Origin of the sequence: Cellulosimicrobium sp. NPDC055967, from assembly GCF_042269845.1 — a bacterium.
Lineage (GTDB): Bacteria > Actinomycetota > Actinomycetes > Actinomycetales > Cellulomonadaceae > Cellulosimicrobium.
The window spans coordinates 185,034-210,701 of sequence record NZ_JBHJYJ010000006.1 but is presented as its reverse complement, the minus strand read 5'-3'; the positions used below and the strand labels follow the sequence as shown (position 1 = coordinate 210,701).

Sequence of the window (25,668 nt, the reverse complement as noted above, 5' to 3'; positions counted from 1 at the left end):
GCGCGCGGGTCGGGACGCGAGACGTCAGCGGTCGCGCGCGGCGAGGAGCCGCTTCGCACCGCGGCCGAGGTGCAGGGCGAAGAGCCGCTGGAACGTGGGCACGGCGAACGCGAGCGGGCGCACCCACCACAGCACCGGGCGGCTGAACACGTCGATGCTCCACCACAGGTCGCCCGCGTCGTCGCGCTCGACGGCGAAGCGCTCCTCGCCCACGAACGCGTGCCCGGGCAGGGTGCCGTACCCGAACGCGACGCGGTGCGCGGACCGCTCGACCCAGACGACCTCGCACGGCTCGGGCAGCCGCAGCCGCCCGAGGCCGAGCAGCGTCGTCACGCGCGCACCGGGCTCGGCGACCGGGGCCTCGGTCTCGAGGCGCACGCGCGCCGCGGCGTGCACGCGCCAGGTGAGGAGCTGCTCGCCGAGCCACGCGAGGTCGTCGGGCGTGCGCGGCCGGTCGGTGAGCCGACGGCGCACGTGCAGGTGCCGGTACCCCGTGGGCCAGGTGTCGGTGCGGGTCGCGCCGACCTCCGGGTACGTGAACGTCATGCCGCACTCCCCTCCGGGGCCCGCCCGGGCCCGCGTTCCGTGTCCTGTCCCGCGTCGCCGTGCTCCGCCTCGCCCGTGCCCTCCGCCTCGCGCGAGAGCGGCGGCCGGGCCGCGAGGACCCGCAGCCCGAGGAGGGTGCAGAGCACGAACCCGAGCGCGTTCGCGACGCCGTGCGTCGCCGCCATGACGTCGAGGCTCGGGTGCGCGAACCCGAGCGCCTCGCCCGCGGCCCACCAGAGCGCGAGCAGCATCGACAGCCCGACCACGACCGCACCCGTGCCGAGCAGCGCCCGGACGCCCGCCGTGCTCGCCGTGCTCGCCGTGCTCACCGTGCTCACCGTGCTCACCGTGCTCACCGTGCTCACCGTGCTCACGAGGCTCCCCGGACCGGCCGGGTGCGCGTCGTCGGCCGGGTGCGGCGGGCCGGTGGGCCGCGCGAGCGAGCGGACCGCCGCGACCGCGGTCGCCCAGAGGGCGAGCGTGAGCACTCCCGAGCCGACGAGCTCGGCCACGTCGCCGACGAGGTAGCCGACCAGCACGAGCGCCGTCCCGACCGGCACGCCCCACGCGCCCGCGACCGCGAGCCGGTCGGCGACCGCGAGGCGCGCGACCGTGCCCGCGACGAGTGCCGCACCGAACCCGGCGTAGAGCATGTGCGGGACCGTGAGCGCGAGATACGTCCCGGAGAACCCGAGGAGCCCCCACCCGGCGCGCTCGGCGACCAGCGCGCTCGCGCCGACCGCCGGCATGACCAGCGCGGTCGCGGTCGCCGCGCGCGAGGCGAGACCTGCCGCGGCGACCTGCCCGTCGCGCAGGTCGCGCGCCGTGCGCACCGCCAGACGCGCGCCGGTACCGGCGAGCACGACGGTCGCCGCCGCGAAGACGAGCGCGAGCAGGACGGACGCGGTGCCGTGCGGCAGCACGAGGCTCACCGCCCCGGCGACCCCCGCGAGGGGCCACGCCACGCTGCGCGGCGCGGGGACGACGTCGGGCCCCAGGAGCCGGAGGCCGAGCGGCAGGACCACGACCATGCCGAGGATCACCAGGCCCGAGACGAGGGCCCCGCCGGCGGGGCTCACGCGCCCGCCTCCGGCTCGCCCGCGCGCTCGCGCTCCGCATCCCCCGGGGGCGACGCCCAGGGCGCGCCCGGGTGGACCGCGCGCACGAGGCGCAGCGCGTCGTCGACCACGCCGCGCGCGACGGGGAGCCGGGACAGCCGGACGAGGCTGCCGACGAGCGAGGCCCCGCCGTCGACGAGGCGGCGCGTGCGCGCGAACCCGGGCGAGGTGTCGTGGACCCAGAACAGGGTGATGCCGAGCTGGGCCAGCCACAGCAGCTCGGGGAGCTCCGAGCGCAGCCGCTCGGGGACGCGCGTCGACGTCCCGGCGACGATCTGCTCGAACAGGTCGCGCGAGAGGTCGCGCGAGGCGGCGGAGGCCGCGGAGAAGGGGCTCGCGTCCGAACCCGGGCGGATCGCGACGGACACGAACTCGCCGCCGAACGCGTGGAAGGGGGCGAACGCGTCGACCGACGCTCCCCAGACGCCGCGCAGCCGGTCGGTGAGCGACCCGCCCGCGGCGAGCACGGGCGCGGCGCGCTCGGCGTGCTCGCGCTGCACCTCGAGGTAGAGCTCCTGGACGAGCGCGTCCTTGGACGGGAAGTGGTAGTAGGCGTTCCCGGTGCTCACGCCCGCCTCGGCGGCGACGGCGCGCATGGTCGTCCGCTCGTACCCGACGTCGCGCAGCATCCGGACCGCGACGTCGCGCAGGTGCGCGCGCGTGCGCTCGGACTTCGGTGTCGCGCTCATGCGACGGCGCCGTTTTTGAACATGTTCAAAAACTACCACGGAGAGCAGCCGGCCGGCACGAAGGAGGGTCCGCACCCGCCGCCTGTTGTTTTCTGTTTGCTCTTGTTGGAATCTGTGGCCGACAGCGCAGTCACGTCCCCGTGCCCTGGACCACGCGGGACCCGCTCTTCGACGACGAAGGACACGCATGCGACGACCACGCTCGACGGGCGCCCTGGCGCTCGCCTCCGGCCTCCTGGCCCTGGCCCTCGCGACCCCGGCGGTCGCGGCGACGCCGCCGGCGCCCGCGGCCGCCCCGGCCGCCTCCCCCGGGGCCGCGACCGACGACCCGACGACGCCCCTCGACCGGCCCGAGGTCGGGCCCGGGACGTCCTTCGTCGACGTCGGCGAGAAGCTCGACGGCTACGCCGACCCCGACTGGTACGCGGCCAACGTCCCGGTCGTGGACCTCCCCGACGCGGACGCCGAGGCCGTCTACTACTACCGCTGGCGCGTGCTCAAGGAACACCTGCGCTACACGGAGCCCGGCACGGGCTGGGTGCTCACGGAGTTCCTCGACTGCTGCGGCTACGCCGCGCCGTACCAGGCCATCAACGCCGCGGCGGGCCACCAGCTCGCCGAGGGCCGCTGGCTGCGCGACCAGCGCTACCTCGACGACTACGAGGACTACTGGCTCACCGGCCCCGGCCAGATCGAGCCCGCGCAGAACCCCGAGGCGGCCGACTGGGCGCACCAGTACTCGTTCTGGGCCGTGACCGCGATCGTCGAGCGCGCGAAGGTCACCGGGAACCTCGACCGCCTCCGCGCGCTCCAGCCCGAGCTGGAGACCTTCGTCGAGGACTGGGGGAACCAGTTCGACGCCGACCTCGGGCTCTACTGGCAGACGCCCGAGTACGACGCCAAGGAGAGCTCGCCCGCGTCGTACGCGACCGACCGCGACTACGCGGGCCGCCACACCTTCCGGCCGTCGATCAACGCCTACCTCTACGGCGACATGCTCGCGCTCGCCGAGGTCGCGACGCTCAACGGCGACGAGGCGACCGCGACCGAGTACCGCGACCGCGCCGCCGCGCTGCGCGAGGCCGCGGACACCTACCTCTGGGACGACGAGCGCGACTTCTTCTACGACGTCGTCGACTGGGAGAACCCGGACCACGAGCGCCTGCGCGACCGGCTCGACGTCGGGTTCGTCCCGTGGAAGTTCGGCCTCGCCTCGCCGGAGCAGGCGGTCGCCTTCGACCAGCTCCTCGACCCGCAGGGGTTCGCGGCGCCGTACGGCCCGACGGTGACCGAGCGCCGCTCCCCCGACTTCTGGCGCTCGTCCGACCAGGGATGCTGCAAGTGGGACGGGCCGTCGTGGCCGTTCTCGACGTCGCTCACGCTCGACGGCGTCGCGACCGCGCTGCGCGACGACGCCGCGGGCGACCTCACGCGCGCGGACTACCTCGACCTGTTCGACACCTACGTCCGCACGCAGTTCCGCGACGGCGAGCCGTACGTCGCCGAGGCGCACCACCCCGACGAGGACCGCTGGATCTACGACAGGAACGACCACTCCGAGGACTACCTGCACTCCAGCTACGTGGACCTCGTGCTCCAGGACCTCCTCGGCCTCCAGCCGCAGTCCGACGACTCGCTCGTGCTCGACCCGCTCGTGCCGGCCGACTGGGACTGGTTCGCCGCGGAGAACGTGCCGTACCACGGGCGCAACGTCACGGTCCTGTTCGACCGCGACGGCTCGCGCTACGGGGCCGGCGCGGGCCTGCGCGTCTACGTCGACGGCGAGCAGGTGCTGCACGCCGACGCCGACGCGGTCGCCGAGGGTGCCGACCCGGTCGAGGTGCCGGTGCCGGGCGGCGAGCCGCAGCGCCTCCCCCACGCCGTCAACACGTCGGCGAACCCGCTCCGGAACGCCTACCCGCGCCCCGTCGCGTCGTACACGTGGCGGTACGACGACGCGTGGCGGGTCCTCGACGGCAAGGTCTGGTACGACGAGGTGCCCCAGAACACGCGCTGGTCCAACTACTCCTCGCCGAACGCCCGCGACTGGGTCGGCGTCGAGTTCGCCGAGCCGACGACGATCGGCGACGTCCGCTTCCACGGCTACCAGGACGCCGACGCCGTCCAGCCCGCCGCCGGCTACGGCCTCGAGTACTGGGACGGCGCGTCCTGGCAGGTCGTCCCCGACCAGACGCGCGTGCCCGAGCAGCCCGTCGGCAACGGCCTGAACCGCATCACCTTCCCGCCGCTCGAGACGACGAGCTACCGCGTCACGTTCGACGCCGCGCCCGGCAAGTCCGTCGGCGTGACCGAGCTCGAGTCGTGGAGCCCCGTGTCACGGGCGGTCTCCGCACGCGTCGAGGCTGCGGAGCCCGCCGTCGGGAGTGCCTCCCGGGTGGACGTGACCGTGTCGACGCGCGCGGACGCCGTGACGGGCGTCGAGGTCGCGCCCGAGCTCCCGGCCGGCTGGACGGCCGTCGCCGTGGGCGCGGCGGGCCCGGTCGACCTCGGGTCATGGGACCGCGCGACCCGCTCGTGGGACGTCACGCCCGGGCCCGACGCCGTCCCCGGCAGCGAGGCGCGGATCGGCGCCGTCGTGCGCTGGGGCGGGTCGGGCGCCGCCGAGGAGGCGCGCGCGGCCACGACCGCCCGGCTCGCGTTCGACCCCGCCTGGTACGACGACGTCGTGCTGCACGACGACTTCGACGCCGACACGACCGCGGAGTGGACGACGCTGCAGCCCTCCGGGGAGGCGCTGCCCGCCCTCGCGGCCGGGGACGGGGTGCTCGCCGCGACCGGCGACGCGCGCTACTGGGGGCTGTACGGGCACCGCACGGCCCGCGCGACGTCGTCGTCCGTGGTCGTCGCCGAGATCGGCGCGTTCTCCGGCGCGGGGACCCAGGAGGACTCGCTGTTCCTCGGCCTCGCGGCCGCGGACCGCACCTACGCGCTCGCCTGGTTCAACCACACGAACGTCGCGTCCGGACTCGACTACGTCGGGGGCGCGGACGGGTCGTCGCCGTACTTCGGCATCCGGGGCTACGGCCCCGGCGACCGGATCGCGCTCCAGGTGAACGGCGCGCGCGTCGACGTGTTCGCCGAGGAGGACGGCGCGTGGACCTGGTACGGCGGCACGACGACCGGCGGCGCGCTCGACACGTCCGACCCCGACGTGCTCGCCGGGCTCCTGCCGACGATCGGCTTCCGGGCCGATCGCGGCACCGTGAGCATCGCGTCGTTCGAGGTGCGCTCCCGCTCCACCGCGGCACCCGCGCCCCAGGTCGACGTCACCGCCGTCCCGCGCTGCCTCGCCGGCACGGCCTACGTCGCGGTCCGGGCGGCGTACGTCGGCACGGGCGGAGTCGGGGCGGGCGAGCCCGTGGACGTCGAGCTCGTCACGCCGTACGGGTCGCGCACCGTCGCGGAGGTGGCACCGGGCGGCAACGCCTACCAGTCGTTCTCCGCGCGCGCCGCGTCGATCCCGGCGGGCTCGGCGACGGTGCGGGTGGCGGACGCCGCCGGGACGGTCACCGAGCACGCGGCGCCGTTCGCGGCCCTCACATGCTGACCGGTCGGCCGAGCCCGCGGTCCTGACCCCTCGACCCGGCGGCCGTGGCCCGTCCTCGCTGTGGGACGGGCCACGACCGCCTGCTCGTCCGGGTTGGCGGCTCCCGCGCCGGAAGACCCGCGCGTCAGAAGAGGCGGGAGTCCACGTCGTCGACGCCGCGCATCGCGTCGTAGTCGAGGACGAGGCAGCCGATCCCCCGGTCCGTCGCGAGCACGCGCGCCTGGGGCTTGATCTCCTGCGCGGCGAACACGCCTCGCACGGGCGCGAGCAGCGGGTCGCGGTTGAGGAGCTCGAGGTAGCGCGTGAGCTGCTCGACGCCGTCGATGTCGCCCCGGCGCTTGATCTCGACCGCGACGGTCGCGCCGCTCGCGTCCTTCGCGAGGATGTCCACGGGGCCGATCGCGGTCGGGTACTCCCGGCGGACGAGCGTGTGGCCCGACCCGAGCAGCTCGATCTGCGCGGCGAGCATCTCCTGCAGGTGCGCCTCGACGCCGTCCTTGACCAGCCCCGGGTCGATGCCGAGCTCGTGAGAGCTGTCGTGCTGGACCTCGTGGAGCTCGATCTCGAGGCGGTCGTCGCTCTTCGCGTGCTGCACGGCCCAGACCTCGGTCACGCCGCGCTCGCGCGCCTCCTCGGACGGCTCGCGCACCGCGAGCGAGCACGGCGGGCTCATCCAGTTGAGCGGCTTGTACGACCCGCCGTCGGAGTGCAGCAGCACGCTCCCGTCGGCCTTGACGATGAGCACGCGCGTCGCGAGCGGCAGGTGCGCCGAGAGACGGCCGGTGTAGCGGGCGGAGCAGCGGGCGACGACGAGACGCATGAGGCAGGTCCTCCGGGTCGGTGGTGGGCGGTCCGGGACGCGGCGTCAGCCCACGGGCGACGCCTCAGACGACGACGTCGCGGCGGCCGGGCGGCGCGGCCTCCAGCCAGGAGGCCAGCCCCTCGTACGCGGCGCGCGACATCGTGAGCTCGAAGTCCTGGCCGTGGTACCGGCACCGGACGAGGTAGGTGTCGGGCCCGTCGCCGACGAACGGCTCGCGGCCCGCGATGACGAGGTCGTAGCGGGACCACGTCCGGGCGGGGCGGATCGACACCGACCACAGCCGCCACCAGTCGATGCGGCCGACGCCGTAGTGCGCGATGCCCGCGACCCAGGGCGCACCGGCCGCACCCGCGCGCCGCGCGCCGCACTCGAACGAGCCGACGCGGTGGGACAGGGCGCGCAGACGCCACGCCCCCAGCCCGATCGCGAGAAGGACGAGGACGAGCAGTCCGATCGCGAGCCAGGCCAGGGGCGTCATGGTCGTGCGAAGGTCAGCGGGCCGGTACGGACTCGACCGAGTCCGCGACGATCGTGACCTGGTTCGAGTCGACGGAGAGGAACCCTCCGGAGACGCGCACGTCGAGGGTCTCGCCCTCGGCCACGATGCGCACCGACCCCTCGCGCAGCACGGAGAGCAGCGGCGAGTGGTCCGCGAGGATGCCGATCTCACCGTCCGCCGCGGGGGCCGTGACCCGCTGTGCGCGGCCCGACCAGATCTTGCGGTCCGCCGCCACGAGGTCGACGTTCAGCTGTGCCACGGGAACTCCTTCATGGGCGGTTCATGCCCGGTGTGGTGTCCGGGACGACGCCCGGCCCGCGTGCCGCGGTCCGGGTCCGGGTGCGACGCCCGCGGGGCCGGACCGACCGGCCCGGCCCCGCGCGTGCGTCGGATCAGGCGCCGTACTCCTGCTGGATGCGCGCCCAGTTGCGCTCGAGGTCCTCGAGGCCACCGATGTTGTAGAAGGCCTGCTCGGCGATGTGGTCGAACTCGCCGTCCGCGATCTTCTTGAACGCCTCGATGGTCTCGCTCAGCGGCACGGTCGAGCCCGCGACGCCGGTGAACTTCTCGGCCATGTAGGTGTTCTGGGAGAGGAACTGCTGGATGCGGCGCGCACGCGCGACGACCGTCTTGTCCTCCTCCGAGAGCTCGTCCACACCGAGGATCGCGATGATGTCCTGGAGCTCCTTGTTGCGCTGCAGGATCGACTTCACGCGCGTCGCGACGTCGTAGTGCTCCTGGCCCACGTAGCGCGGGTCGAGGATGCGGCTCGTCGACGCGAGCGGGTCCACCGCCGGGTACAGACCGCGCGAGGCGATCTCACGCGAGAGCTCGGTCGTCGCGTCGAGGTGCGCGAACGTCGTCGCCGGCGCCGGGTCGGTGTAGTCGTCCGCCGGGACGTAGATCGCCTGGAGCGACGTGATCGAGTGACCACGCGTCGAGGTGATGCGCTCCTGGAGCAGACCCATCTCGTCCGCGAGGTTCGGCTGGTAGCCCACCGCGGAGGGCATGCGCCCGAGCAGCGTCGACACCTCGGAGCCCGCCTGCGTAAAGCGGAAGATGTTGTCGATGAACAGCAGCACGTCCTGCTTCTTCACGTCGCGGAAGTACTCCGCCATCGTCAGCGCGGAGAGCGCGACGCGAAGACGCGTGCCCGGCGGCTCGTCCATCTGGCCGAAGACGAGGGCGGTCTTGTCGAAGACGCCCGCGTCCTCCATCTCGTGGATGAGGTCGTTGCCCTCACGCGTGCGCTCGCCGACGCCAGCGAAGACCGAGACACCGCCGTGGTCCTGGGCGACGCGCTGGATCATCTCCTGGATGAGGACCGTCTTGCCGACGCCCGCACCGCCGAAGAGGCCGATCTTCCCACCCTGGACGTAGGGGGTCAGCAGGTCGATGACCTTGATGCCCGTCTCGAACATCGTGGTCTTCGACTCGAGCTGGTCGAACGCCGGGGGCTTGCGGTGGATCGGCCAGCGCTCGGTGATCTCGACCGTCTCGCCCGGAGCGGCGTTGAGCACGTCGCCCGTCACGTTGAAGACCTTGCCCTTGGTGACGTCGCCGACGGGGACGCTGATCGGCGCGCCCGTGTCCGTCACCTGGGCGCCGCGGACGAGGCCGTCGGTCGGCTTGAGGGCGATCGCGCGGATGAGCGAGTCGCCCAGGTGCTGGGCGACCTCGAGCGTGAGCGTGAAGGACTTCTCGCCCTCGCCCTGCGACGAGAGGTCGATCTCGACGGTCAGCGCGTTGTAGATGTCGGGGATGGCGTCCGCCGGGAACTCGATGTCCACGACGGGGCCGATCACACGAGCGACTCGGCCCACGCCGGGACCGCTGGAGTGCTCGACCTGTGCTTCCACGGTGGTGGCGGTCATTGCTGGCCTCGCTTCGCAGTGCCGGAGTGGTCCCCGGCGGTGTCGGTCAGGTTGTCGATGATGGTGCTGGCCGCGCGGGCCGTGCGGCCCGTCATGACGCCGCCAGGGCGTCGGCACCCGAGACGATCTCGCTGATCTCCTGGGTGATGTCCGCCTGACGCGCCTGGTTCGCCAGCCGCGTGTAGTTGCGGATGAGGTCCTCCGCGTTGTCCGTCGCCGTGTGCATCGCACGCTGACGTGCGGCGAGCTCGGACGCCGCCGCCTCGAGGAGGCAGCTGAAGATCCGGCTGCGCACGTAGCGCGGGAGCAGCGCGTCGAGCACGGCCTCGGGCGAGGGCTCGAAGTCGTACAGCGGGAGCACGTCGTGCTTGCCCGCCGGGGCGACGCCCTCGACGACCTCGAGCGGGAGCATCCGCACCACGCGCGGGCGCTGCGTGACCATGTTGACGAACTGCGTGTACACGATGTGCAGCTCGCTCACGCCGCCCTCGGCGGCCGGGGCGAGGAACGCGCCCAGCAGGGCGTCCGCGATCTCCCCCGCGACCTCGGAGTTCGGCGCGTCCGACCCGTACGACCACGAGCCGGCGAGCTCGCGCCCGCGGAACGTGTAGTACGAGATGGCACGACGTCCGGCCGCGTAGAGCGCGACCTCCTTGCCCTCGGCCACGAGCCGCTCGACGAGGCGCTCCGTCTCGCGGATGATCGACGCCGAGTAGGCGCCGGCCATGCCGCGGTCGGAGGCGACGACGAGCACCGCCACGCGGTTGGTGTCCGTGCGCTCGCTGGTCAGCGGGTGCTTCGTCGACGTGTGCGTCGCGACGGCCGAGACCGCCCGGGTGATCGCCCGGGCGTACGGCGACGCGGCGGCCGTGCGGTCGCGCGCCTTGCCGATGCGCGACGCGGCGATGAGCTCCTGCGCGCGGAACATCTTCTTGAGCGACTGCGTCGACTTGATCCGCTGCTTGTAGACGCGCTGGGATCCGGCCATGCTCAGGCCCTCTTCTGCCGGACGATCTGCTCCTGCTCGATCTCCGTCTCGGCCTCGTCCTCGGTGTCGCCGCCGACGAGCGGCGAGCCGTCACCCTTGAGGAAGCCGGAGCGGAACGCGTCGACCGCCGCGGCGAGCTGCGACTCGGTCTCGTCCTCGAGCTTGCCGGACTCGGCGATCGTCGAGAGGACGTCCGTGTTGCGGCGCAGGTGGTCGAGCAGCTCGGACTCGAAGCGACGCACGTCCTCGACCGGGACGTCGTCGATCTTGCCCTTGGTGCCGGCCCAGATGGACGCGACCTGCTCCTCGACCGGGAACGGCGAGTACTGGCCCTGCTTGAGCAGCTCCATGAGGACCGCACCGCGCTGGAGCTGGCCGCGCGACGCCGCGTCGAGGTCGGACGCGAACATCGCGAAGGCCTCGAGCGCACGGTACTGGGCGAGCTCGAGCTTCAGCGTGCCCGAGACCTTCTTCATCGCCTTGACCTGCGCGTCACCACCGACGCGCGACACCGAGATGCCGACGTCGACCGCGGGGCGCTGGTCCGCGTTGAACAGGTCGGACTGGAGGAAGATCTGGCCGTCCGTGATGGAGATGACGTTCGTCGGGATGTACGCCGAGACGTCGTTCGCCTTCGTCTCGATGACCGGGAGGCCCGTCATCGAGCCCGCACCGAGCTCGTCCGAGAGCTTCGCGCAACGCTCGAGGAGACGAGAGTGCAGGTAGAAGACGTCACCGGGGTACGCCTCGCGGCCCGGCGGGCGGCGCAGCAGCAGCGACACGGCACGGTATGCCTCGGCCTGCTTCGACAGGTCGTCGAAGATGATGAGGACGTGCTTGCCGCCGTACATCCAGTGCTGGCCGATGGCCGAGCCCGTGTAGGGGGCGAGGTACTTGAAGCCCGCGGGGTCGGAGGCCGGCGCCGCGACGATCGTCGTGTACTCCAGCGCACCGGCGTCCTCGAGCGCGCCGCGGACCGACGCGATGGTCGAGCCCTTCTGGCCGATCGCGACGTAGATGCAGCGGACCTGCTTGGTCGGGTCGCCCGACTCCCAGTTCGCCTTCTGGTTGATGATCGTGTCGATCGCGATCGCCGTCTTGCCCGTCTGGCGGTCACCGATGATCAGCTGGCGCTGACCACGGCCGATCGGGATCATCGAGTCGATCGCCTTGAGGCCCGTCTGGAGCGGCTCGTGGACCGACTTGCGCGCCATGACGCCGGGCGCCTGGAGCTCGAGGGCGCGGCGGCCCTCGGTCGCGACCTCGCCGAGGCCGTCGATCGGGTTGCCCAGCGGGTCGACGACGCGACCGAGGTAGCCGTCGCCGACGGGGACCGAGAGGACCTCGCCCGTGCGACGGACCTCCTGCCCCTCCTCGATGCCGGTGAACTCGCCGAGCACGACGACACCGATCTCGCGGACGTCGAGGTTGAGGGCGAGACCCAGGGTCCCGTCCTCGAAGCGCAGCAGCTCGTTGGCCATCGCGCCCGGGAGACCCTCGACCTGGGCGATGCCGTCGGCGGCCAGGGTGACCCGGCCCACCTCCTCGGACACGGCGCCCTCGGGCTCGTAGGACTTCACGAAGCTGTCCAGAGCGGCCCGGATCTCCTCCGGCCGGATCGTCAGCTCAGCCATTGCTCTTCTCCTGTCGTGGCCGCACCTCGTGGTTCGGGTGCGGTCGAACGTTTGTCGGTTGTGCGGCCGGTGGCCGGCAGGACGGTCGTCGGTCGGAAGGGTCGGCTCGTCAGCTCACGAGGCGTCGGCGCGCGTCGGCGAGCCGGGACAGCACGGTGGAGTCGACGACGTCGGCACCCACCTGCACACGGAGGCCGCCGAGCACGGAGTTGTCCACCGTGACGTTGAGCTGCACGGCACGCCCGTAGGCCCGCTCGAGGAGCGCACCGAGCCGGTCGAGCTGCGCCTGCGTGAGGACGGTCGCCGACGTCACCGAGGCGACGAGGCGCTGCCGACGCTCTGCCGCGATCTCCCCGATCCAGCCCAGCGTCGGGACGAACCGGCGACCGCGCAGCGCACGCGTCGCGTGGACCGCGAGCACCTCGGTGACCCGGTCGACCTTGCCGTCGAGCAGCGCGTGGAGGAACGCCGCGCGCCGCTCGGGGTCGGTCGTGTCGTCGGAGAGCACCTGGCGGGCCTCGCGCTGCCCGACGAGCGCGCGCGAGGTCCGGAACAGCTCGTCCTCGACCTTCTCCAGCGCTCCGCGCGCCTCGGCGGACGCGAGGACCGCGTCCAGACCGAGCCGCTCGGTCGCGTCCGCGAGGTCGCCCTCACGGGTCCAGCGCGACCGGACCAGGCCGGACACGAGGTCGACGACCCGCTCGTCGAAGCCCGACGCGAGGACGGCGGTCACGAGGGCCGCCTTGTCCGCGCCGGACCGCGACGGGTCCGCGAGCGAGCGCCGCAGCGGCGCCGACTCGTCGAACGCAGCAGTGACCGCGAAGAGCTGCTCGCCCAGCGCCAGCGCGCCCTCGCCCGCCGAGCGCAGGACCGGCTCGAACCGGTCCCGCGCCTGCGTCAGGGACTCGCCGCTCGTTCCGCGCATCAGCGCTCCTCGGAAGCCGTGCCCGCCGCGCTCGCCGCCGCGGGACCCGCGGCCTCGAGCTCGTCGAGGAAGCGGTCGACGACGCGGCTCTGGCGCGCCGAGTCGGCGAGCGACTCGCCGACGATCTTCGAGGCGAGCTCCGTCGCGAGCAGACCGACGTCGTTGCGCAGCGAGACCGCGGCCTGCTGGCGCTCGGCCTCGATCTGGCGGTGCGCCGTCTCGACGATGCGCGCGGCGTCGTCGGACGCCTTGGTCCGCAGGTCGGCCACGATGGCGCCGCCCTCGGCACGCGCCTCCTCGCGGATCTTCGCGGCCTCGGCCCGAGCCTCCTGGAGCTGCTGGTGGTACTCCGCCAGCGCCGCCGCGGCCTCGGCCTGAGCGGACTCGGCCTTGGCGAGACCGCCCTCGATCTTCGCGGTGCGCTCGTCGAGGACCGCCTGGAACTTGGGCAGGATCGCCTTGTAGAACGCGATCGCGAGGACGACCATGATCACGGTCGACCAGAGCAGGTCGTACCCGGCGGGCAGGAAGAGCTCGATGCCCGCGTGCTCCTCGCCCGTCTCCGCCGCGACGGTGAGCGCGGCGTCAGCCAGCGCCGTCATCACTGGATGATGAAGCCGGCGACGAGACCCAGCAGCGCGAGCACCTCGACGAACGCGACACCGATGAACATCGTCGCGCGGAGCTGCCCGGCGACCTCGGGCTGGCGGGCCATGCCCTCGATGGTCTTGCCGATGAGGATGCCGAGGCCGATGCCCGGGCCGATGGCGGCGAGGCCGTAACCGACGGTGCCGATGTTGCCGGTGACCTCAGCGAGAGTGGTGACGTCCACGATTGCTCGTTCCTTCCGTTGGGCGCCCGACCGGATGACCGGGCGTCGCGTTGGTGCTGCGCTTGATGGTGTGTCTGGTGGAGCGGAGTCGGTGCACGACCCGGGGGGTCAGTGCTCCTCCTCGAGCGACATGTTGATGTACACGGCGGCGAGGAGCGCGAAGATGTAGGCCTGCAGGAAGGCCACGAGCATCTCGAAGAGCGTGATCGCGAAGCCGCCGGCGAGGCTGAGCGCCCCGAACGCCTTCATGGCAGGAGCTGCCTCGAAGATGAAATACTGCGTCGCCGCGAAGCAGAGCACGAGCATGATGTGCCCGGCGATCATGTTGGCCGCGAGTCGGATCGCCAGCGAGGCGGGCCGGATGATGAGGACCTGCAGGAGCTCGATCGGCGTCACGATCAGGTAGATCGGCGCCGGGACCCCCGGGGGGAAGAGGCTGTTCTTGAGGTAGCCGCCGAGGCCGTGCTTCTTGATGCCGACCGCCCAGTAGGCGACGAACACCCACACGGCGAGCACGATCGGCAGGCCGATGCGCGAGGTCCCGGCCAGGTTGAGGCCCGGGATGACGCTCGTGATGTTGAACGCGAGTACGGAGAAGAAGATCGTCGCGATCATCGGGACGAAGCGCTTGGCGTTCTCCTTCCCCATGATCTCCTCGACGATCTGCACGCGCACGAAGTCGATGAGCATCTCGAGGGCGTTCTGGAACCGGCCGGGCACGAGCCGCGCGCGGCGCGCACCGGTGACGAAGATCGCCAGCAGGACGATCGCCGCGACCATGCGGATGATCCAGATCCGGTCGATCTGGAAGATCGTGTCCTCGAAGAGGATGGCCGGAGGGAAGAAGTCGGCGATCGACGGCGCGTGGAAGCCACTCTCGCCCTCGGAAGCAGCGAGGAGCACGGGGGTCGCAAGCGTGGACAGGGTGGACTCCCAATGGTCGTGTGGTCCCAGCAGCCAGCACATTGTTGTGGGCACGCCGTCGGACCTGGCCGTCATGGATTCGCCAGTAGCCTAGCGCATGGATCGGCGTGGTCCTGCCGATCCTGGCCTGCTTGTGACTTTTTGCTCATGCGGGCGGGACCCGCTTCCTGGTACTGGGGCGCGCTCTCCGCGCGCGGCGCACCAGGTCAGCGTCCGGAGGGCTCCACGTAGGGGATCCGACCCCGGCTCACGGCGCGGTAGTCGAGGACGGCGGACCCGATCACGCCGACGAGCAGGACGCCCGCGAACACCCACCGGTCGTAGAAGTCCATGCCCCGCAGGACGACGAGGACGGCGATGAGCACGACCATCTTCGCGAGCCAGCTCCCCATGACCACGGCGGCCGTGGTCGTCGGGCTCGCGTCGACGGTCCGCAGCATCACGTAGACGGTGGTGGCCGAGAAGAACAGGGCGACCCCCACGCCGAGCAGCGCGCCCCAGACGCCCGGGAGCCCCGCCACCAGCGCGCCGACGGCGACACCGAGGACGGTGAGCGCGCCCAGGAGCACGAGCACGTCCCGCAGCGCGGTGCGGAACACGGCGCGCACCGCCCGGCCCTGCGGCCCGAGCGTGGGCTCGGACGGCGTCGCGCCCTCGGCGGCGCCGTCGGCGGACGGGCGGGCGACGTACGACCCCGCGTCGTCCGGGCGGGTCGGCTCGGGCTGGCTCGTGGTCATCTCAGGGCTTCCTTCGGCGGGGTGGGGACGGCGGGCGCGGGCGCGGCGGCCGTCTCGGGCGGGAGGTCGTCGGGAGCGGCCGCGACGGGCACGGGCGCGGTGGCGGTCGCGGCGTCGTCGTCCAGGAACCGGCCGCGCGTGCGCAGCGGCCCGAGGGTGAGCACCGCGGAGATCAGGACGGCCACGGCGAGGCCCACGGCCACGCCGTGCCAGTGCCACTGCACGAGCGCGACGGCGGCGAAGGCGAACACGGCCGTCCAGACGTAGAGGATGAGGACGGCGCGCCGGTGCGAGTGCCCGATCGCGAGCATCCGGTGGTGCAGGTGCATGCGGTCCGGGTGGAACGGCGACTTCCCCCGCGCGACACGGCGCACCACCGCCATGCCCATGTCGAGCAGGGGCAGCAGGATCACCGCGAGCGGCAGCAGGATCGGGATGAAGGCCGGGATCTGCTGCGCGCCGGAGAGCGCGTCGGTCTCGATCTTGCCGGTCACGACGATGGCCGCGGCGGACATGACGAGCCCGAGGACCATCGAGCCCGAGTCCCCCATGAAGATGCGCGCGGGATGGAAGTTGTGCGGCAGGAAGCCGACGCAGATGCCGACGAGCGCGGCGATCACGAGCGTCGCGAGGCTCGAGTAGTCGTCGGCGCTCGCCTTCTGCGTGAGCACGTACGAGTAGACGAAGAACGCCGTGCCGCCGATCGCGACGAGCCCCGCGGCGAGGCCGTCCAGGCCGTCGACGAAGTTGACCGCGTTCATCGCGACGACCACCACGAGGATCGTCGCGGCGAGCTGGAGGCGCGAGGACCAGATGAGCTGCTGGTCGCCGATCCCGAGGGGCAGCCGGTACAGGACGACGCCCTGCGTGGCCATCAGCCCCGCCGCGAGCACCTGCCCCGCGAGCTTCGTCATCCAGTCGAGGTCCCAGATGTCGTCGGCGATCCCGAGCAGGCAGACGATCGCCGCCCCGCCGACGATCCCCCAGATCCGCGGGTCGGCCACGAGCCGTCCGGCGACCTCGCCCACGAACACGCTCTCGAGGAACGGCATCTGCGACGCGAAGACGACCGCCGTCACGAGGCCCAGCAGCATCGCGAGGCCGCCGAGGCGGGGGGTCGGGATCGTGTGGACGTCGCGGTCGCGCACGGCGGTGATCGCGCCGGTGCGCAGCGCGACCCACCGCGCGAAGGGCGTCGTGAGGAACGTCACCACGGCGGCGACGAGCATCACGAGCAGGTAGACCCTCACCCGCCGTTCGCCTCCGGCTCCCGGGCGTCGTCGGAGGTGGGAGCGTCGGTGCCGGCAGCGTCGGTGCCGGGAGCGGCGGCGGCCGGGTCGGCCGGCGGGTCGTCGGGGCCCGCGACGTCCGCGACCTCGCGGAGCCGGTCGAGCGTGACCGCGCCCTGGCGCACGACGCGCAACGTGCCCGACGTCGCGTCGACGATGGTCGACGCCACCCCCCCGGGCGCCGTCCCCCCGTCGAGGTAGACCGCCACCGCGTCGCCGAGCTGCTCGCGCGCGTCGTCGAGGTCGAGGGCCGCGGGACGCCCGGTCGCGTTCGCCGACGACACCGCGAGCGGGCCCGTGCGGCGCAGCAGCGCGAGCGCCGCCGGATGGTCGGGCATGCGCAGCGCGACGGTCCCGTGGGTCTCCCCCAGGTCCCAGGCCAGCGAGGGCTGCGCCTGCAGGATGATCGTGAAGCCGCCGGGCCAGAAGGCCTCGACGAGGCGGCGCGCGTCGTCGGGGACGTCGGTCGCGAGCCCGTCGAGCGTGCGCGCGTCCGGCACGAGCACGGGCGGGGGCATCTGCCGGCCCCGGCCCTTGGCCGCGAGGAGCGCGGCGACGGCCTCGGCGTCGAAGGCGTCGGCGCCGATGCCGTAGACGGTGTCGGTGGGCAGCACGACGAGGCCACCGCGGGAGATCGCGTTGACCGCCTCGTCGATGCCGGCGCCCCAGGTGTTCGGGTCGGTCACGGGGTGGACGGAGCTCACGGGTCCATCCTTCCACGCCCACGGGCGGGCTCCGGGTCACCGGCGTGCCCGGGTCCCGCGCGCCGGGCCACGACCATGCGGTCGCGTCCCGTGAGGTCGGCGACGGTGCGGACGTCGACGAACGCGCCGGTCGCCGCGACCATGTCCCGCGCGGCGGCGGCCTGGACCTCGGCGTGCTCCATGACGTAGAGACCGCCGGGACGCAGGAGCCGCGCGGCCGCGGCCGTGATCCCCCGCGGCACCTCGAGCCCGTCCGGCCCGAGGCCGTAGAGCGCGACGCCCGGGTCGTGGTCGGCCACCTCGGGGTCGCGCGGGACGGCACCGGGGGGCACGTACGGCGGGTTGGACACGACGACGTCGACCGCGCCGTCGAGGCCGCCGTCGACGGCCGGCCCGGCGAGCGCCGTGCGGGCGTCGCCCCGCACCAGGTGCACGACGACGCCGCTCGCCGCGTGCACGGCCGTCACGTTCCGCTCGGCCCAGGCGTGGGCGGCGGCGTCGAGCTCGACCGCGTGCACGTCGGTCCCGGCGACCTCCGTCGCGACGGCGAGCGCGATCGCCCCCGAGCCGGTGCACAGGTCGACGACGGTCGCGCGCCCCGCCCCGGCCACGACCGCGCGGGCCTCGTCGACGGCGACCTGCGCGACCTGCTCGGTCTCGGGCCGCGGGACGAAGACGCCCTTCCCGACGGCGAGCTCGAGGTGGCGGAACGGCGCGGTGCCCACGAGGTGCTGGAGCGGCACGCGCTGCGCGCGCCGGGCGACGAGCCGCGCGAGGTCGGGCGCTACGTCGTCCGGCACGGGCGTGCCGAGGACCGCACGGCGGGCCACCTCGGCGCGGGGCACCGCGAGGGCGTGGGCGAGCAGGAGCTCGGCGTCCGCGCGCGCCGAGGGCACCCCGGCGGCGTCGAGGACCGCCGTCGTCCAGCGCAGCCAGGTCGAGGTGCGGGCGTCCGACGGCGGGGTCGGACCGAACGGCTCAGGCATCGCCGGCGCTCGCGAGACGCGCCGCCTCGTCGGCCTCGACCGCCGAGCGGACCACCGGGTCGAGGTCGCCGTCGAGCACCTGGTCGAGGTTGTACGCCTTGTACCCGGTGCGGTGGTCCGCGATGCGGTTCTCCGGGAAGTTGTAGGTGCGGATGCGCTCGGAACGGTCGACGGTGCGGACCTGAGAGCGGCGCAGGTCGGCGGCCTCGGCGGCCGCGGCCTCCTGCTGCGCGGCGAGCAGGCGCGCGCGCAGCACGCGCATCGCCTGCTCGCGGTTCTGGAGCTGGGACTTCTCGTTCTGCATCGACACGACGATGCCGGTCGGCAGGTGCGTGATGCGCACGGCGGAGTCGGTAGTGTTGACGGACTGCCCGCCCGGGCCGGACGAACGGTAGACGTCGATGCGCAGGTCGTTCGGGTCGATCTCGACCTCGCCCGCATCCTCGACCTCGGGAAAGACGAGCACCCCGGCCGCCGACGTGTGGATCCGGCCCTGCGACTCGGTCACCGGGACGCGCTGGACCCGGTGCACGCCGCCCTCGTACTTGAGGTTCGCCCAGACGCCGTCCGCGGGGTCGGACGGCGTGCTGCGCGCCTTGACCGCGACCTGGACGTCCTTGAAGCCGCCCAGGTCGGAGTCGGTCGACTCGAGGACCTCCGTCTTCCAGCCCCGGCGCTCCGCGTACCGCAGGTACATGCGCAGCAGGTCCCCGGCGAACAGCGCCGACTCCTCGCCGCCCTCGCCGGCCTTGATCTCGAGGATGACGTCGCGGCCGTCGTCCGGGTCGCGCGGGACGAGCACGCGGCGCAGGCGCTCGCGCGCCTCCTCCTCGGCGGCGCGCAGGCCCGGGAGCTCCGCGGCGAACGCCTCCCCGTCCTCGCCGCCGAGGGCCGCGAGCTCCGCGGCGGCCTCGGCGTCGTCGCTCGCCTCGCGCCACGCGCGGTACGCGCCCACGACCTGGTTCAGCTCGGCGTAGCGCCGCCCGAGCGTGCGCGCGCGGCCCGCGTCGGCGTGGACGGCGGGGTCGGCGAGCTGGGTCTCGATGTCGGCGTGCTCGGCCAGCAGCGGCTCGACGGCGGCGAACGACTCGGTCACGGACGGCTCCTCGGTGACGGGCGGGTCGCGGTCGTCGGCACGAGGTCACGACCGCGCGAGGATCGGGAGGATCGCTCGGGCAAAGCAACAGCGCCGGTGGTCCGACCTCGCCGACTGCCCCTGGAGAGGTTGTCGGGATCGGACCACCGGCGCTGCGGTGTCGCTACTTGTCGGCGGCCTTCTTGCCGTAGCGGGCCTCGAAGCGGGCCACACGGCCACCGGTGTCGAGGATCTTCTGCTTGCCCGTGTAGAACGGGTGGCAGGCGCTGCACACGTCGGAGCTGATCTTGCCCGACGCCTCGGTGCTGCGCGTCACGAAGGTGTTGCCACAGGTGCAGGTCACCTCGGTGACGACGTACTCGGGGTGGATACCAGACTTCACGGTTTTCTCCTTGGGGTGACGTCTCCGGGTCAGGTGCGGCGACCGCACCTGTGAACCGGCGACAGGCGGCCTGACGGACGCAGGCCGACGAACCATTGTGCCAGAACGCGCGGGCGCCCCGAGAACTTCCCGGGGCCGCCCGCCGTCGGCTCCTGCCGGACGAGCGTCAGATCGTGCGGCCGACGTTGTCGTCGTCCGCGAGACCACCCGGGGTCGTCTTCTGGACGTGGAGCAGGAACTCGACGTTCGTCTGGGTCTTCTTGAGCTGGCCGAGCAGCAGCTCGATCGCCTGCTGCTGGTCGAGCGCACCCATCACGCGGCGGAGCTTGTAGACGATCTTCAGCTCGTCCGGCGACAGGAGGATCTCCTCGCGGCGCGTGCCGGACGCGTTGACGTCCACGGCCGGGAAGATGCGCTTGTCGGCGAGGTTGCGGGACAGGCGGAGCTCCATGTTCCCCGTGCCCTTGAACTCCTCGAAGATGACCTCGTCCATCTTGGAGCCCGTCTCCACGAGCGCCGAGGCGAGGATCGTCAGCGAGCCGCCGTTCTCGATGTTGCGGGCCGCGCCGAAGAACCGCTTGGGCGGGTAGAGCGCGGACGCGTCCACACCACCGGAGAGGATGCGGCCCGACGCGGGCGCCGCGAGGTTGTAGGCGCGCGAGAGGCGGGTCAGCGAGTCGAGGAGCACCACGACGTCCTGGCCGAGCTCGACCAGGCGCTTCGCCCGCTCGATCGCGAGCTCCGCGACGATCGTGTGGTCGGACGCGGGACGGTCGAACGTCGAGGCGATGACCTCGCCCTTCACCGTCCGCTCCATGTCCGTGACCTCTTCGGGCCGCTCGTCCACGAGCACCACCATGAGGTGGACCTCGGGGTTGTTGGCCGTGATCGCGTTCGCGATCTGCTGCATGATGATCGTCTTGCCGGCCTTGGGCGGCGCGACGATGAGGCCGCGCTGGCCCTTGCCGATCGGCGCGACGATGTCGATGACGCGCGGCGTCAGGCGCGTGGCCTCGGAGTTCTCGAGGCGCAGGCGCTCCTGCGGGTACAGCGGCGTGAGCTTGGTGAACTCGGGACGCTGGCGCGCCTCCTCGGGCGACATGCCGTTGACCGTGTCCAGGCGGACCAGCGCGTTGAACTTCTGGCGTGCCGTGCTGCCCTGGTTCTCGCCCTCGCGCGGCTGGCGCACCGCGCCGGTGACGGCGTCACCGCGGCGCAGCCCGGCCTTCTTCACCTGGCCGAGCGAGACGTACACGTCGTTCTGGCCCGGCAGGTACCCGCTCGTGCGCACGAACGCGTAGTTGTCGAGGATGTCGAGGATGCCGGCGACGGGAAGCAGGACGTCGTCCTCGTTGACCTCGATGTCGTCGAGGCCCGCGAGGTCCGGTCCCTGGCGGTTGCGGCCACGCTTGCGGTCGCGCTCGCGGCCGCGGTCGCGGCCCCGGCGGCGACGGCCGCCGCGCTCGTCGTCCAGGAGCTGGCGGTCGTCCCGCCGGTCGCCCTGACGCTCGCCGCGACCCTGCTGGCCACCGCTCTGCTGCTCGCGCTGCGGGGTGCTGCCCTGCTGGTCGCGCTGGCGGTCGCCGCCCTGCTGGTCGCGCTGACGGTCGGCGCGCGTCGCGTCGCCGTCGCCCTCGCCGGTCCGGGGGGCGCCGGCACCGCGGCCCGCGCGGCGCGAGCCCCGCTCGCCCGTGACGAGGCCGACCGCCGCGGCGGCGCGTGCGGCGCGCTCGTCGGCGGACTCGTTCGAGGCGTCGCGCGTGCGCACGCCCTGCTCGCCGAGCGCCTCGGCGACCGCGGCGGCGGCCTCCGAGCGGGAGTCGCGACGGCCGTCGCGACGCTCGCCACGCTGTTCCGAGCGCTGCTCGTCGGCGCGCACGGGCAGGTCGAGCACGGGAGCGGCGGTCCGCTCCTCGCGGCTCGCGGCCGACGGCGCGTCCTGGCGCGCCGGCGCGGCGCTGTCGGTGGTGGCCGCGGGGCTCGCGGCGGGACGCTCGGCACGACGGCTGCGGCCGCGCCCCGAGGCGGCGGGCGCCTCGCTCGTCTCACGGCCCGAGGCGTTCGCCCCGTCCGTGTCGCGCCGCGGCGCGGCGGGGCGCTCGGAGGCGCTCTGCTCGCCGGTGCGGGCGCGGATGACGTCCACAAGATCGCCCTTGCGCATCTTGGACGTGCCCTTGACCCCGAGCTGCGAGGCGAGCGCCTGCAGCTCCGGGAGGCGCAGCGTGGAGAGCGCGCCGGTCCGGGCGGTCCCGCCGGCAGCGGCCGAACCGGTCGCGCTGCTCGTGGCGGTGTCGATGGTGTCTGTCACGAAGGACCCTTCCCCCTCGTTTGCGCCCGCCGCTCAGAGGGCGGGCCGCGGGTGGTCGACGCCCGGCCGTGACGGCCGGTGCGTAGGTGTCGCCACGCGTCAGTGGTACGACGACGTCATCTGACGCGGGGCTGGATTGCCTTCTCTCGGACTGCTCGGTCGCAGCACACCCGGTGGATGAGAGCGCGCTCTGCGAGCGGACGTGCTGGTGCGAGAGCGTGACCGAAGGCTGGGAATCATCCTAGCACCGGCAGGACCGAGGTCAGAGCCGTTCGGCCACGACGCCCCGCGTGTCGACGTCGAGGCGGTGCACCGCCCAGTCGGCGGCCCCCCCGACGAGGGAGTCCGCGACGCGCGCGACCTCCTCCAGGCCGTCCGCCGCCGAGAGCACGAGCACGGTCGGGCCGGCTCCCGAGACGGTCGCGGCGAGGCCGTGGGCCCGCAGCGCCTGGACGAGCTCGAACGACGACGGCATGACGTCGGCCCGGTACGCCTGGTGCAGGCGGTCGTCCGTCGCGTCGAGCAGCAGGTCGGGCCGCCGGGTGAGCGCCTCGACGAGGAGGGCGGCGCGCCCGGCGTTGAAGGCGGCGTCGGCGTGCGGCACGTGGGCCGGGAGCACGCCCCGCGCCCGGCTGGTCGCGAGCCGGGCCGAGGGCACGAGCACGGTCGCCCGCACGTCGGCGTGCACGTCGAGCCGCACCGCGCGGGCGCCCGCCCCGGAGCCCGCGTCCCACGCGACGGTGGCGCCCCCCAGGAGCGCGGGCGCCGCGTTGTCCGGGTGCCCCTCGATGGCGGTCGCGAGGCCGAGAGCCACATCGTCGTCGAGGACCGACGGGTCGGCGACGAGCGCCCGCGCCGCCACGATGCCCGCGACGACGGCGGCCGCCGACGAGCCGAGGCCGCGCCCGTGCGGGACGCGGTTCACGCAGGTCAGGTGCAGGCCGGTCTGCGGCGCGCCCGCGACGTCGAGCGCGGCCCGCAGGGCGCGCACCACGAGGTGGGACGCGTCGCCGGGCACCTCTCCCGCGCCCTCTCCCTCGACGTCGACGACCACGTCGTCGCTCGCGAGCGCGCGCACCTCGAGCACGTCGTGGAGGGCGAGCGCCAGGCCCAGCGCGTCGAATCCGGGGCCGAGGTTGGCGCTCGTCGCCGGGACGCGCACCCGCACGTGGTCCGCGCCGAGCTGCATCAGTCGAGCCCGAGGGCGTCGGCGATGGACACGACGTCGGCGCTCACGCGCGTCGGGGTGACCTCGCTCCCGTCGAGCGTGCGCAGCGCCCACTGCGGGTCCTTGAGCCCGTGGCCCGTGACCGTGACGACGATGCGCGCGCCCGCGGGGACGAGCCCGCGCTCGGCGCGCGCGAGGATCCCGGCGACGCCGGCGGCCGACGCGGGCTCGACGAACACGCCGACCTCGCTCGACAGGACCCGGTGGGCGGCGAGGATCTGCTCGTCCGTGACCGCCTCGATGACGCCGCTCGACTCGTCGCGCGCCGCCTCGGCGAGCTCCCACGAGGCGGGGTTGCCGATGCGGATCGCGGTCGCGATCGTCTCCGGCTCGGTGATCGGGTGGCCCGCGACGATCGGCGCGGCGCCCGCCGCCTGGAAGCCCCACATCTGCGGGACGTGCGTGGACACGGCCGGCAGACCCTCGCCCGCGTGGCCGGGGGCGCCCTGGCCTGCATACTCCCGGAAGCCCTTCCAGTACGCGGTGATGTTCCCCGCGTTGCCGACGGGCAGTGCGTGGATGTCGGGCGCGTCGCCCAGCGCGTCGACGATCTCGAACGCGCCGGTCTTCTGACCCTCGATCCGGTCGGGGTTCACCGAGTTGACGAGCTCGACCGGGTAGGCGTCGGCGAGCTTGCGCGCGGCGACGAGGCAGTCGTCGAAGTTGCCGTCGACCTGGAGCAGGCGCGCGCCGTGCGCGATCGCCTGGCTGAGCTTGCCCATCGCGATCTTGCCGTCCGGGACGAGCACGGCGCACGTCATCCCGGCACGCACCGCGTACGCGGCGGCCGACGCCGACGTGTTTCCCGTGGACGCGCACACGACCGCCTGCGCACCGCGGCCCGCGGCCGCAGAGATCGCCGTCGTCATGCCGCGGTCCTTGAACGACCCCGTGGGGTTCATGCCCTCGACCTTGACGAAGACCTGGGCACCGGTGCGCTCCGAGAGCGCCGGGGACTCGACGAGCGGCGTGCCGCCCTCGCCGAGCGTGACGATCCGCTCGGCGACGTGCGCGGGCAGACGCTCACGATACTCGGCGATGATTCCCTGCCACTGGTGTACCACCTGGTGGGCCATCAGGCTCCCTCGACTCTCAGGACGGACGTGATCGTGCGGACGGGCTCGAGCTCGGCGACCGCGGCGACGGTCGCGGACAGCGCCGACTCCGGCGCCGCGTGCGTGGTGATGAGGAGCTCCGCGACCCCGGGCTCCGCGACGTCCGCCCCGCCCGGCGCCGCGGGCTGGCGGACGGCCTCGATGGAGACGCCGTGCTCGGCGAGCGCGTGCGCGACCTGCGCGAGCACGCCCGGGCGGTCGTCGACGTCGAGACGCACCTGGTAGCGGGTCACGGCCGCGCTCGCCGGGAGGATCGCGAGCTCGGCGTAGGTGGACTCCTGCGGGCCCTTGCCCCCGAGCACGCGGTGGCGCGCGGCCGAGACGACGTCGCCCAGGACGGCGGACGCCGTCGGCGCCCCGCCGGCACCGCGGCCGTAGAACATCAGCTCGCCCGCGGACTCCGCCTCGACGAACACCGCGTTGAACGACCCGCGGACGTTCGCGAGGGGGTGCGACGTGGGCACGAGCGCCGGGTGCACGCGCACCGAGACGCCGGCCGGCGCGCCCGCCGCGGTGCCCTCGCGCCGCTCCGCGATGGCGAGGAGCTTGATGACGTGGCCGGTCTGCGCCGCCCACGCGACGTCGTCGGCGGTGACGGACATGATGCCCTCGCGCGCGACGTCGTCCAGCGAGACGCGGGTGTGGAACGCGAGGCTCGCGAGGATCGCGGCCTTGGCCGCGGCGTCGTAGCCCTCGACGTCGGCCGTCGGGTCGGCCTCCGCGTAGCCGAGGTCCTGCGCCTCCTTGACGGCCTCCTCGAGGTCCCTGCCCGTGGTGGCCATCTGGTCGAGGACGTAGTTGGTCGTCCCGTTGACGATGCCGAGCACGCGGCGCACGCGGTCGCCCGCGAGCGACTCGCGCACCGGGCGCACGATGGGGATCGCGCCCGCGACGGCGGCCTCGAAGTAGATGTCGACCCCGGCCGCGTCCGCGGCCTTGTAGAGCGTCGGCCCGTCCTCGGCGAGCAGGGCCTTGTTCGCCGTGACGACGGCGGCGCCCGCGTCGATCGCGCGCAGCAGCAGCGACCGCGCGGGCTCGGTGCCGCCCATGACCTCCACGACGATGTCCGCGCGCGCGACGAGGCCCTCCGCGTCCTCGGTCAGGAGCGAGCGGTCGACCGACGCGGCGCGCGGCGCGGCCGCGTCCCGCACCGCGATCCCGACGAGCTCGAGGCGCGCGCCCACGCGCGAGGCGAGGTCGTCGGACTGCTCCGTCAGCAGCCGCGCGACCTGGGTGCCGACGACGCCGCAGCCCAGCAGGGCGACGCGCAGGGGCGGGTGGGACTCGGCGGCAGGGGGCACGACGGACCTTCCTCGGGTGGTCAGGACGGGTGCGGCGCCGTGCACGCGGACCGGGTCGTGCCCGGGTGGCTCGGGAGCCGCAGGCACAGGATACGGCGCCCC

Annotated in this window: 24 protein-coding genes; 1 reads left to right on the top strand and 23 read right to left on the bottom strand. The window is 73.6% G+C overall.

Annotated elements, in window-relative coordinates; all coding sequences use genetic code 11:
* Nucleotides 1–24: 24 nt before the first annotated feature.
* The 3 genes from ACFC2L_RS10715 to ACFC2L_RS10705 are packed head-to-tail and all read right to left on the bottom strand — an operon-like array spanning nt 25 to nt 2,353.
* Nucleotides 25–546, bottom strand: coding sequence for a DUF1990 family protein (locus ACFC2L_RS10715; RefSeq protein WP_375824287.1), 522 nt, complete (start codon nt 544–546; stop codon nt 25–27).
* Nucleotides 543–1,625, bottom strand: coding sequence for a YndJ family protein (locus ACFC2L_RS10710; protein ID WP_375824286.1), 1,083 nt, complete (start codon nt 1,623–1,625; stop codon nt 543–545). Before ACFC2L_RS10710 ends, ACFC2L_RS10715 begins: the two co-directional genes overlap by 4 nt.
* On the bottom strand, nt 1,622–2,353 hold the full coding sequence (locus tag ACFC2L_RS10705; protein WP_375824285.1) for a TetR family transcriptional regulator: 732 nt from the start codon (nt 2,351–2,353) through the stop codon (nt 1,622–1,624). The genes ACFC2L_RS10710 and ACFC2L_RS10705 overlap by 4 nt, the downstream gene beginning before the upstream one ends.
* 187 nt (nt 2,354–2,540) lie before the next feature.
* Between ACFC2L_RS10705 and ACFC2L_RS10700 the strand changes: the two genes are divergently transcribed.
* A complete protein-coding gene (locus ACFC2L_RS10700) occupies nt 2,541–5,921 on the top strand; it encodes a glycosyl hydrolase family 65 protein (RefSeq protein ID WP_375824284.1) in 3,381 nt (1,126 codons plus the stop codon).
* Nucleotides 5,922–6,045: 124 nt separating this feature from the next.
* On the opposite strand, the gene nucS is transcribed toward ACFC2L_RS10700, so the two are convergent.
* The 20 genes from nucS to ACFC2L_RS10600 all read right to left on the bottom strand — a co-directional run bounded on the left by nucS (nt 6,046) and on the right by ACFC2L_RS10600 (nt 25,566).
* Nucleotides 6,046–6,741 (bottom strand): endonuclease NucS, encoded by a 696-nt coding sequence (nucS, locus tag ACFC2L_RS10695; RefSeq protein ID WP_375824283.1) that lies wholly within the window; start codon nt 6,739–6,741, stop codon nt 6,046–6,048.
* 64 nt (nt 6,742–6,805) lie between these two features.
* Nucleotides 6,806–7,222, bottom strand: a complete 417-nt coding sequence (locus ACFC2L_RS10690; RefSeq protein ID WP_047232904.1) for a DUF2550 domain-containing protein — start codon at nt 7,220–7,222, stop codon at nt 6,806–6,808.
* Nucleotides 7,223–7,235: 13 nt separating this feature from the next.
* Nucleotides 7,236–7,502, bottom strand: a complete 267-nt coding sequence (locus ACFC2L_RS10685) for a F0F1 ATP synthase subunit epsilon (RefSeq protein ID WP_047232903.1) — start codon at nt 7,500–7,502, stop codon at nt 7,236–7,238.
* A 133-nt stretch (nt 7,503–7,635) separates the two neighbouring features.
* Nucleotides 7,636–9,117: a F0F1 ATP synthase subunit beta gene (gene atpD / locus ACFC2L_RS10680; protein ID WP_253053367.1), complete on the bottom strand. Its 1,482-nt coding sequence runs from the start codon at nt 9,115–9,117 to the stop codon at nt 7,636–7,638.
* Between the two features lie 91 nt (nt 9,118–9,208).
* Complete coding sequence (locus tag ACFC2L_RS10675) at nt 9,209–10,105, bottom strand: F0F1 ATP synthase subunit gamma (protein WP_253053365.1); 897 nt, start codon at nt 10,103–10,105, stop codon at nt 9,209–9,211.
* Between the two features lie 2 nt (nt 10,106–10,107).
* The gene (gene atpA / locus ACFC2L_RS10670; RefSeq protein WP_375824282.1) at nt 10,108–11,739 is read right to left on the bottom strand and encodes a F0F1 ATP synthase subunit alpha; all 1,632 of its coding nucleotides are present in this window, start codon (nt 11,737–11,739) and stop codon (nt 10,108–10,110) included.
* A 109-nt stretch (nt 11,740–11,848) separates the two neighbouring features.
* On the bottom strand, nt 11,849–12,664 hold the full coding sequence (locus ACFC2L_RS10665; RefSeq protein ID WP_375824281.1) for a F0F1 ATP synthase subunit delta: 816 nt from the start codon (nt 12,662–12,664) through the stop codon (nt 11,849–11,851).
* Nucleotides 12,664–13,266, bottom strand: coding sequence for a F0F1 ATP synthase subunit B (locus ACFC2L_RS10660; protein ID WP_375824280.1), 603 nt, complete (start codon nt 13,264–13,266; stop codon nt 12,664–12,666). Before ACFC2L_RS10660 ends, ACFC2L_RS10665 begins: the two co-directional genes overlap by 1 nt.
* Entirely contained in the window at nt 13,266–13,496 is a 231-nt protein-coding gene (locus tag ACFC2L_RS10655) for an ATP synthase F0 subunit C (protein ID WP_164437185.1), read from the bottom strand. Before ACFC2L_RS10655 ends, ACFC2L_RS10660 begins: the two co-directional genes overlap by 1 nt.
* Before the next feature lie 108 nt (nt 13,497–13,604).
* Nucleotides 13,605–14,462: a F0F1 ATP synthase subunit A gene (gene atpB / locus ACFC2L_RS10650; RefSeq protein WP_375824322.1), complete on the bottom strand. Its 858-nt coding sequence runs from the start codon at nt 14,460–14,462 to the stop codon at nt 13,605–13,607.
* Nucleotides 14,463–14,626: 164 nt separating this feature from the next.
* Entirely contained in the window at nt 14,627–15,157 is a 531-nt protein-coding gene (locus ACFC2L_RS10645; protein ID WP_375824279.1) for a hypothetical protein, read from the bottom strand.
* Nucleotides 15,154–16,407 carry an MraY family glycosyltransferase gene (locus ACFC2L_RS10640; protein WP_375824278.1) on the bottom strand — a complete coding sequence of 418 codons (1,254 nt, stop codon included), beginning with the start codon at nt 16,405–16,407 and terminating at the stop codon, nt 15,154–15,156. Before ACFC2L_RS10640 ends, ACFC2L_RS10645 begins: the two co-directional genes overlap by 4 nt.
* A complete protein-coding gene (locus ACFC2L_RS10635) occupies nt 16,404–17,150 on the bottom strand; it encodes an L-threonylcarbamoyladenylate synthase (RefSeq protein ID WP_375824277.1) in 747 nt (248 codons plus the stop codon). The genes ACFC2L_RS10640 and ACFC2L_RS10635 overlap by 4 nt, the downstream gene beginning before the upstream one ends.
* The gene (gene prmC, locus ACFC2L_RS10630; protein ID WP_375824276.1) at nt 17,147–18,136 is read right to left on the bottom strand and encodes a peptide chain release factor N(5)-glutamine methyltransferase; all 990 of its coding nucleotides are present in this window, start codon (nt 18,134–18,136) and stop codon (nt 17,147–17,149) included. The genes ACFC2L_RS10635 and prmC overlap by 4 nt, the downstream gene beginning before the upstream one ends.
* Complete coding sequence (prfA, locus tag ACFC2L_RS10625; RefSeq protein WP_375824275.1) at nt 18,129–19,232, bottom strand: peptide chain release factor 1; 1,104 nt, start codon at nt 19,230–19,232, stop codon at nt 18,129–18,131. The genes prmC and prfA overlap by 8 nt, the downstream gene beginning before the upstream one ends.
* A gap of 163 nt (nt 19,233–19,395) precedes the next feature.
* Nucleotides 19,396–19,614, bottom strand: a complete 219-nt coding sequence (gene rpmE / locus ACFC2L_RS10620) for a 50S ribosomal protein L31 (RefSeq protein ID WP_253053345.1) — start codon at nt 19,612–19,614, stop codon at nt 19,396–19,398.
* A gap of 166 nt (nt 19,615–19,780) precedes the next feature.
* A complete protein-coding gene (rho, locus tag ACFC2L_RS10615) occupies nt 19,781–21,922 on the bottom strand; it encodes a transcription termination factor Rho (protein WP_375824274.1) in 2,142 nt (713 codons plus the stop codon).
* Between the two features lie 262 nt (nt 21,923–22,184).
* Nucleotides 22,185–23,111, bottom strand: a complete 927-nt coding sequence (thrB, locus tag ACFC2L_RS10610; protein WP_375824273.1) for a homoserine kinase — start codon at nt 23,109–23,111, stop codon at nt 22,185–22,187.
* On the bottom strand, nt 23,111–24,214 hold the full coding sequence (thrC, locus tag ACFC2L_RS10605) for a threonine synthase (RefSeq protein ID WP_375824321.1): 1,104 nt from the start codon (nt 24,212–24,214) through the stop codon (nt 23,111–23,113). Before thrC ends, thrB begins: the two co-directional genes overlap by 1 nt.
* A gap of 11 nt (nt 24,215–24,225) precedes the next feature.
* Nucleotides 24,226–25,566, bottom strand: a complete 1,341-nt coding sequence (locus tag ACFC2L_RS10600; RefSeq protein WP_375824272.1) for a homoserine dehydrogenase — start codon at nt 25,564–25,566, stop codon at nt 24,226–24,228.
* Nucleotides 25,567–25,668: the final 102 nt, after the last annotated feature.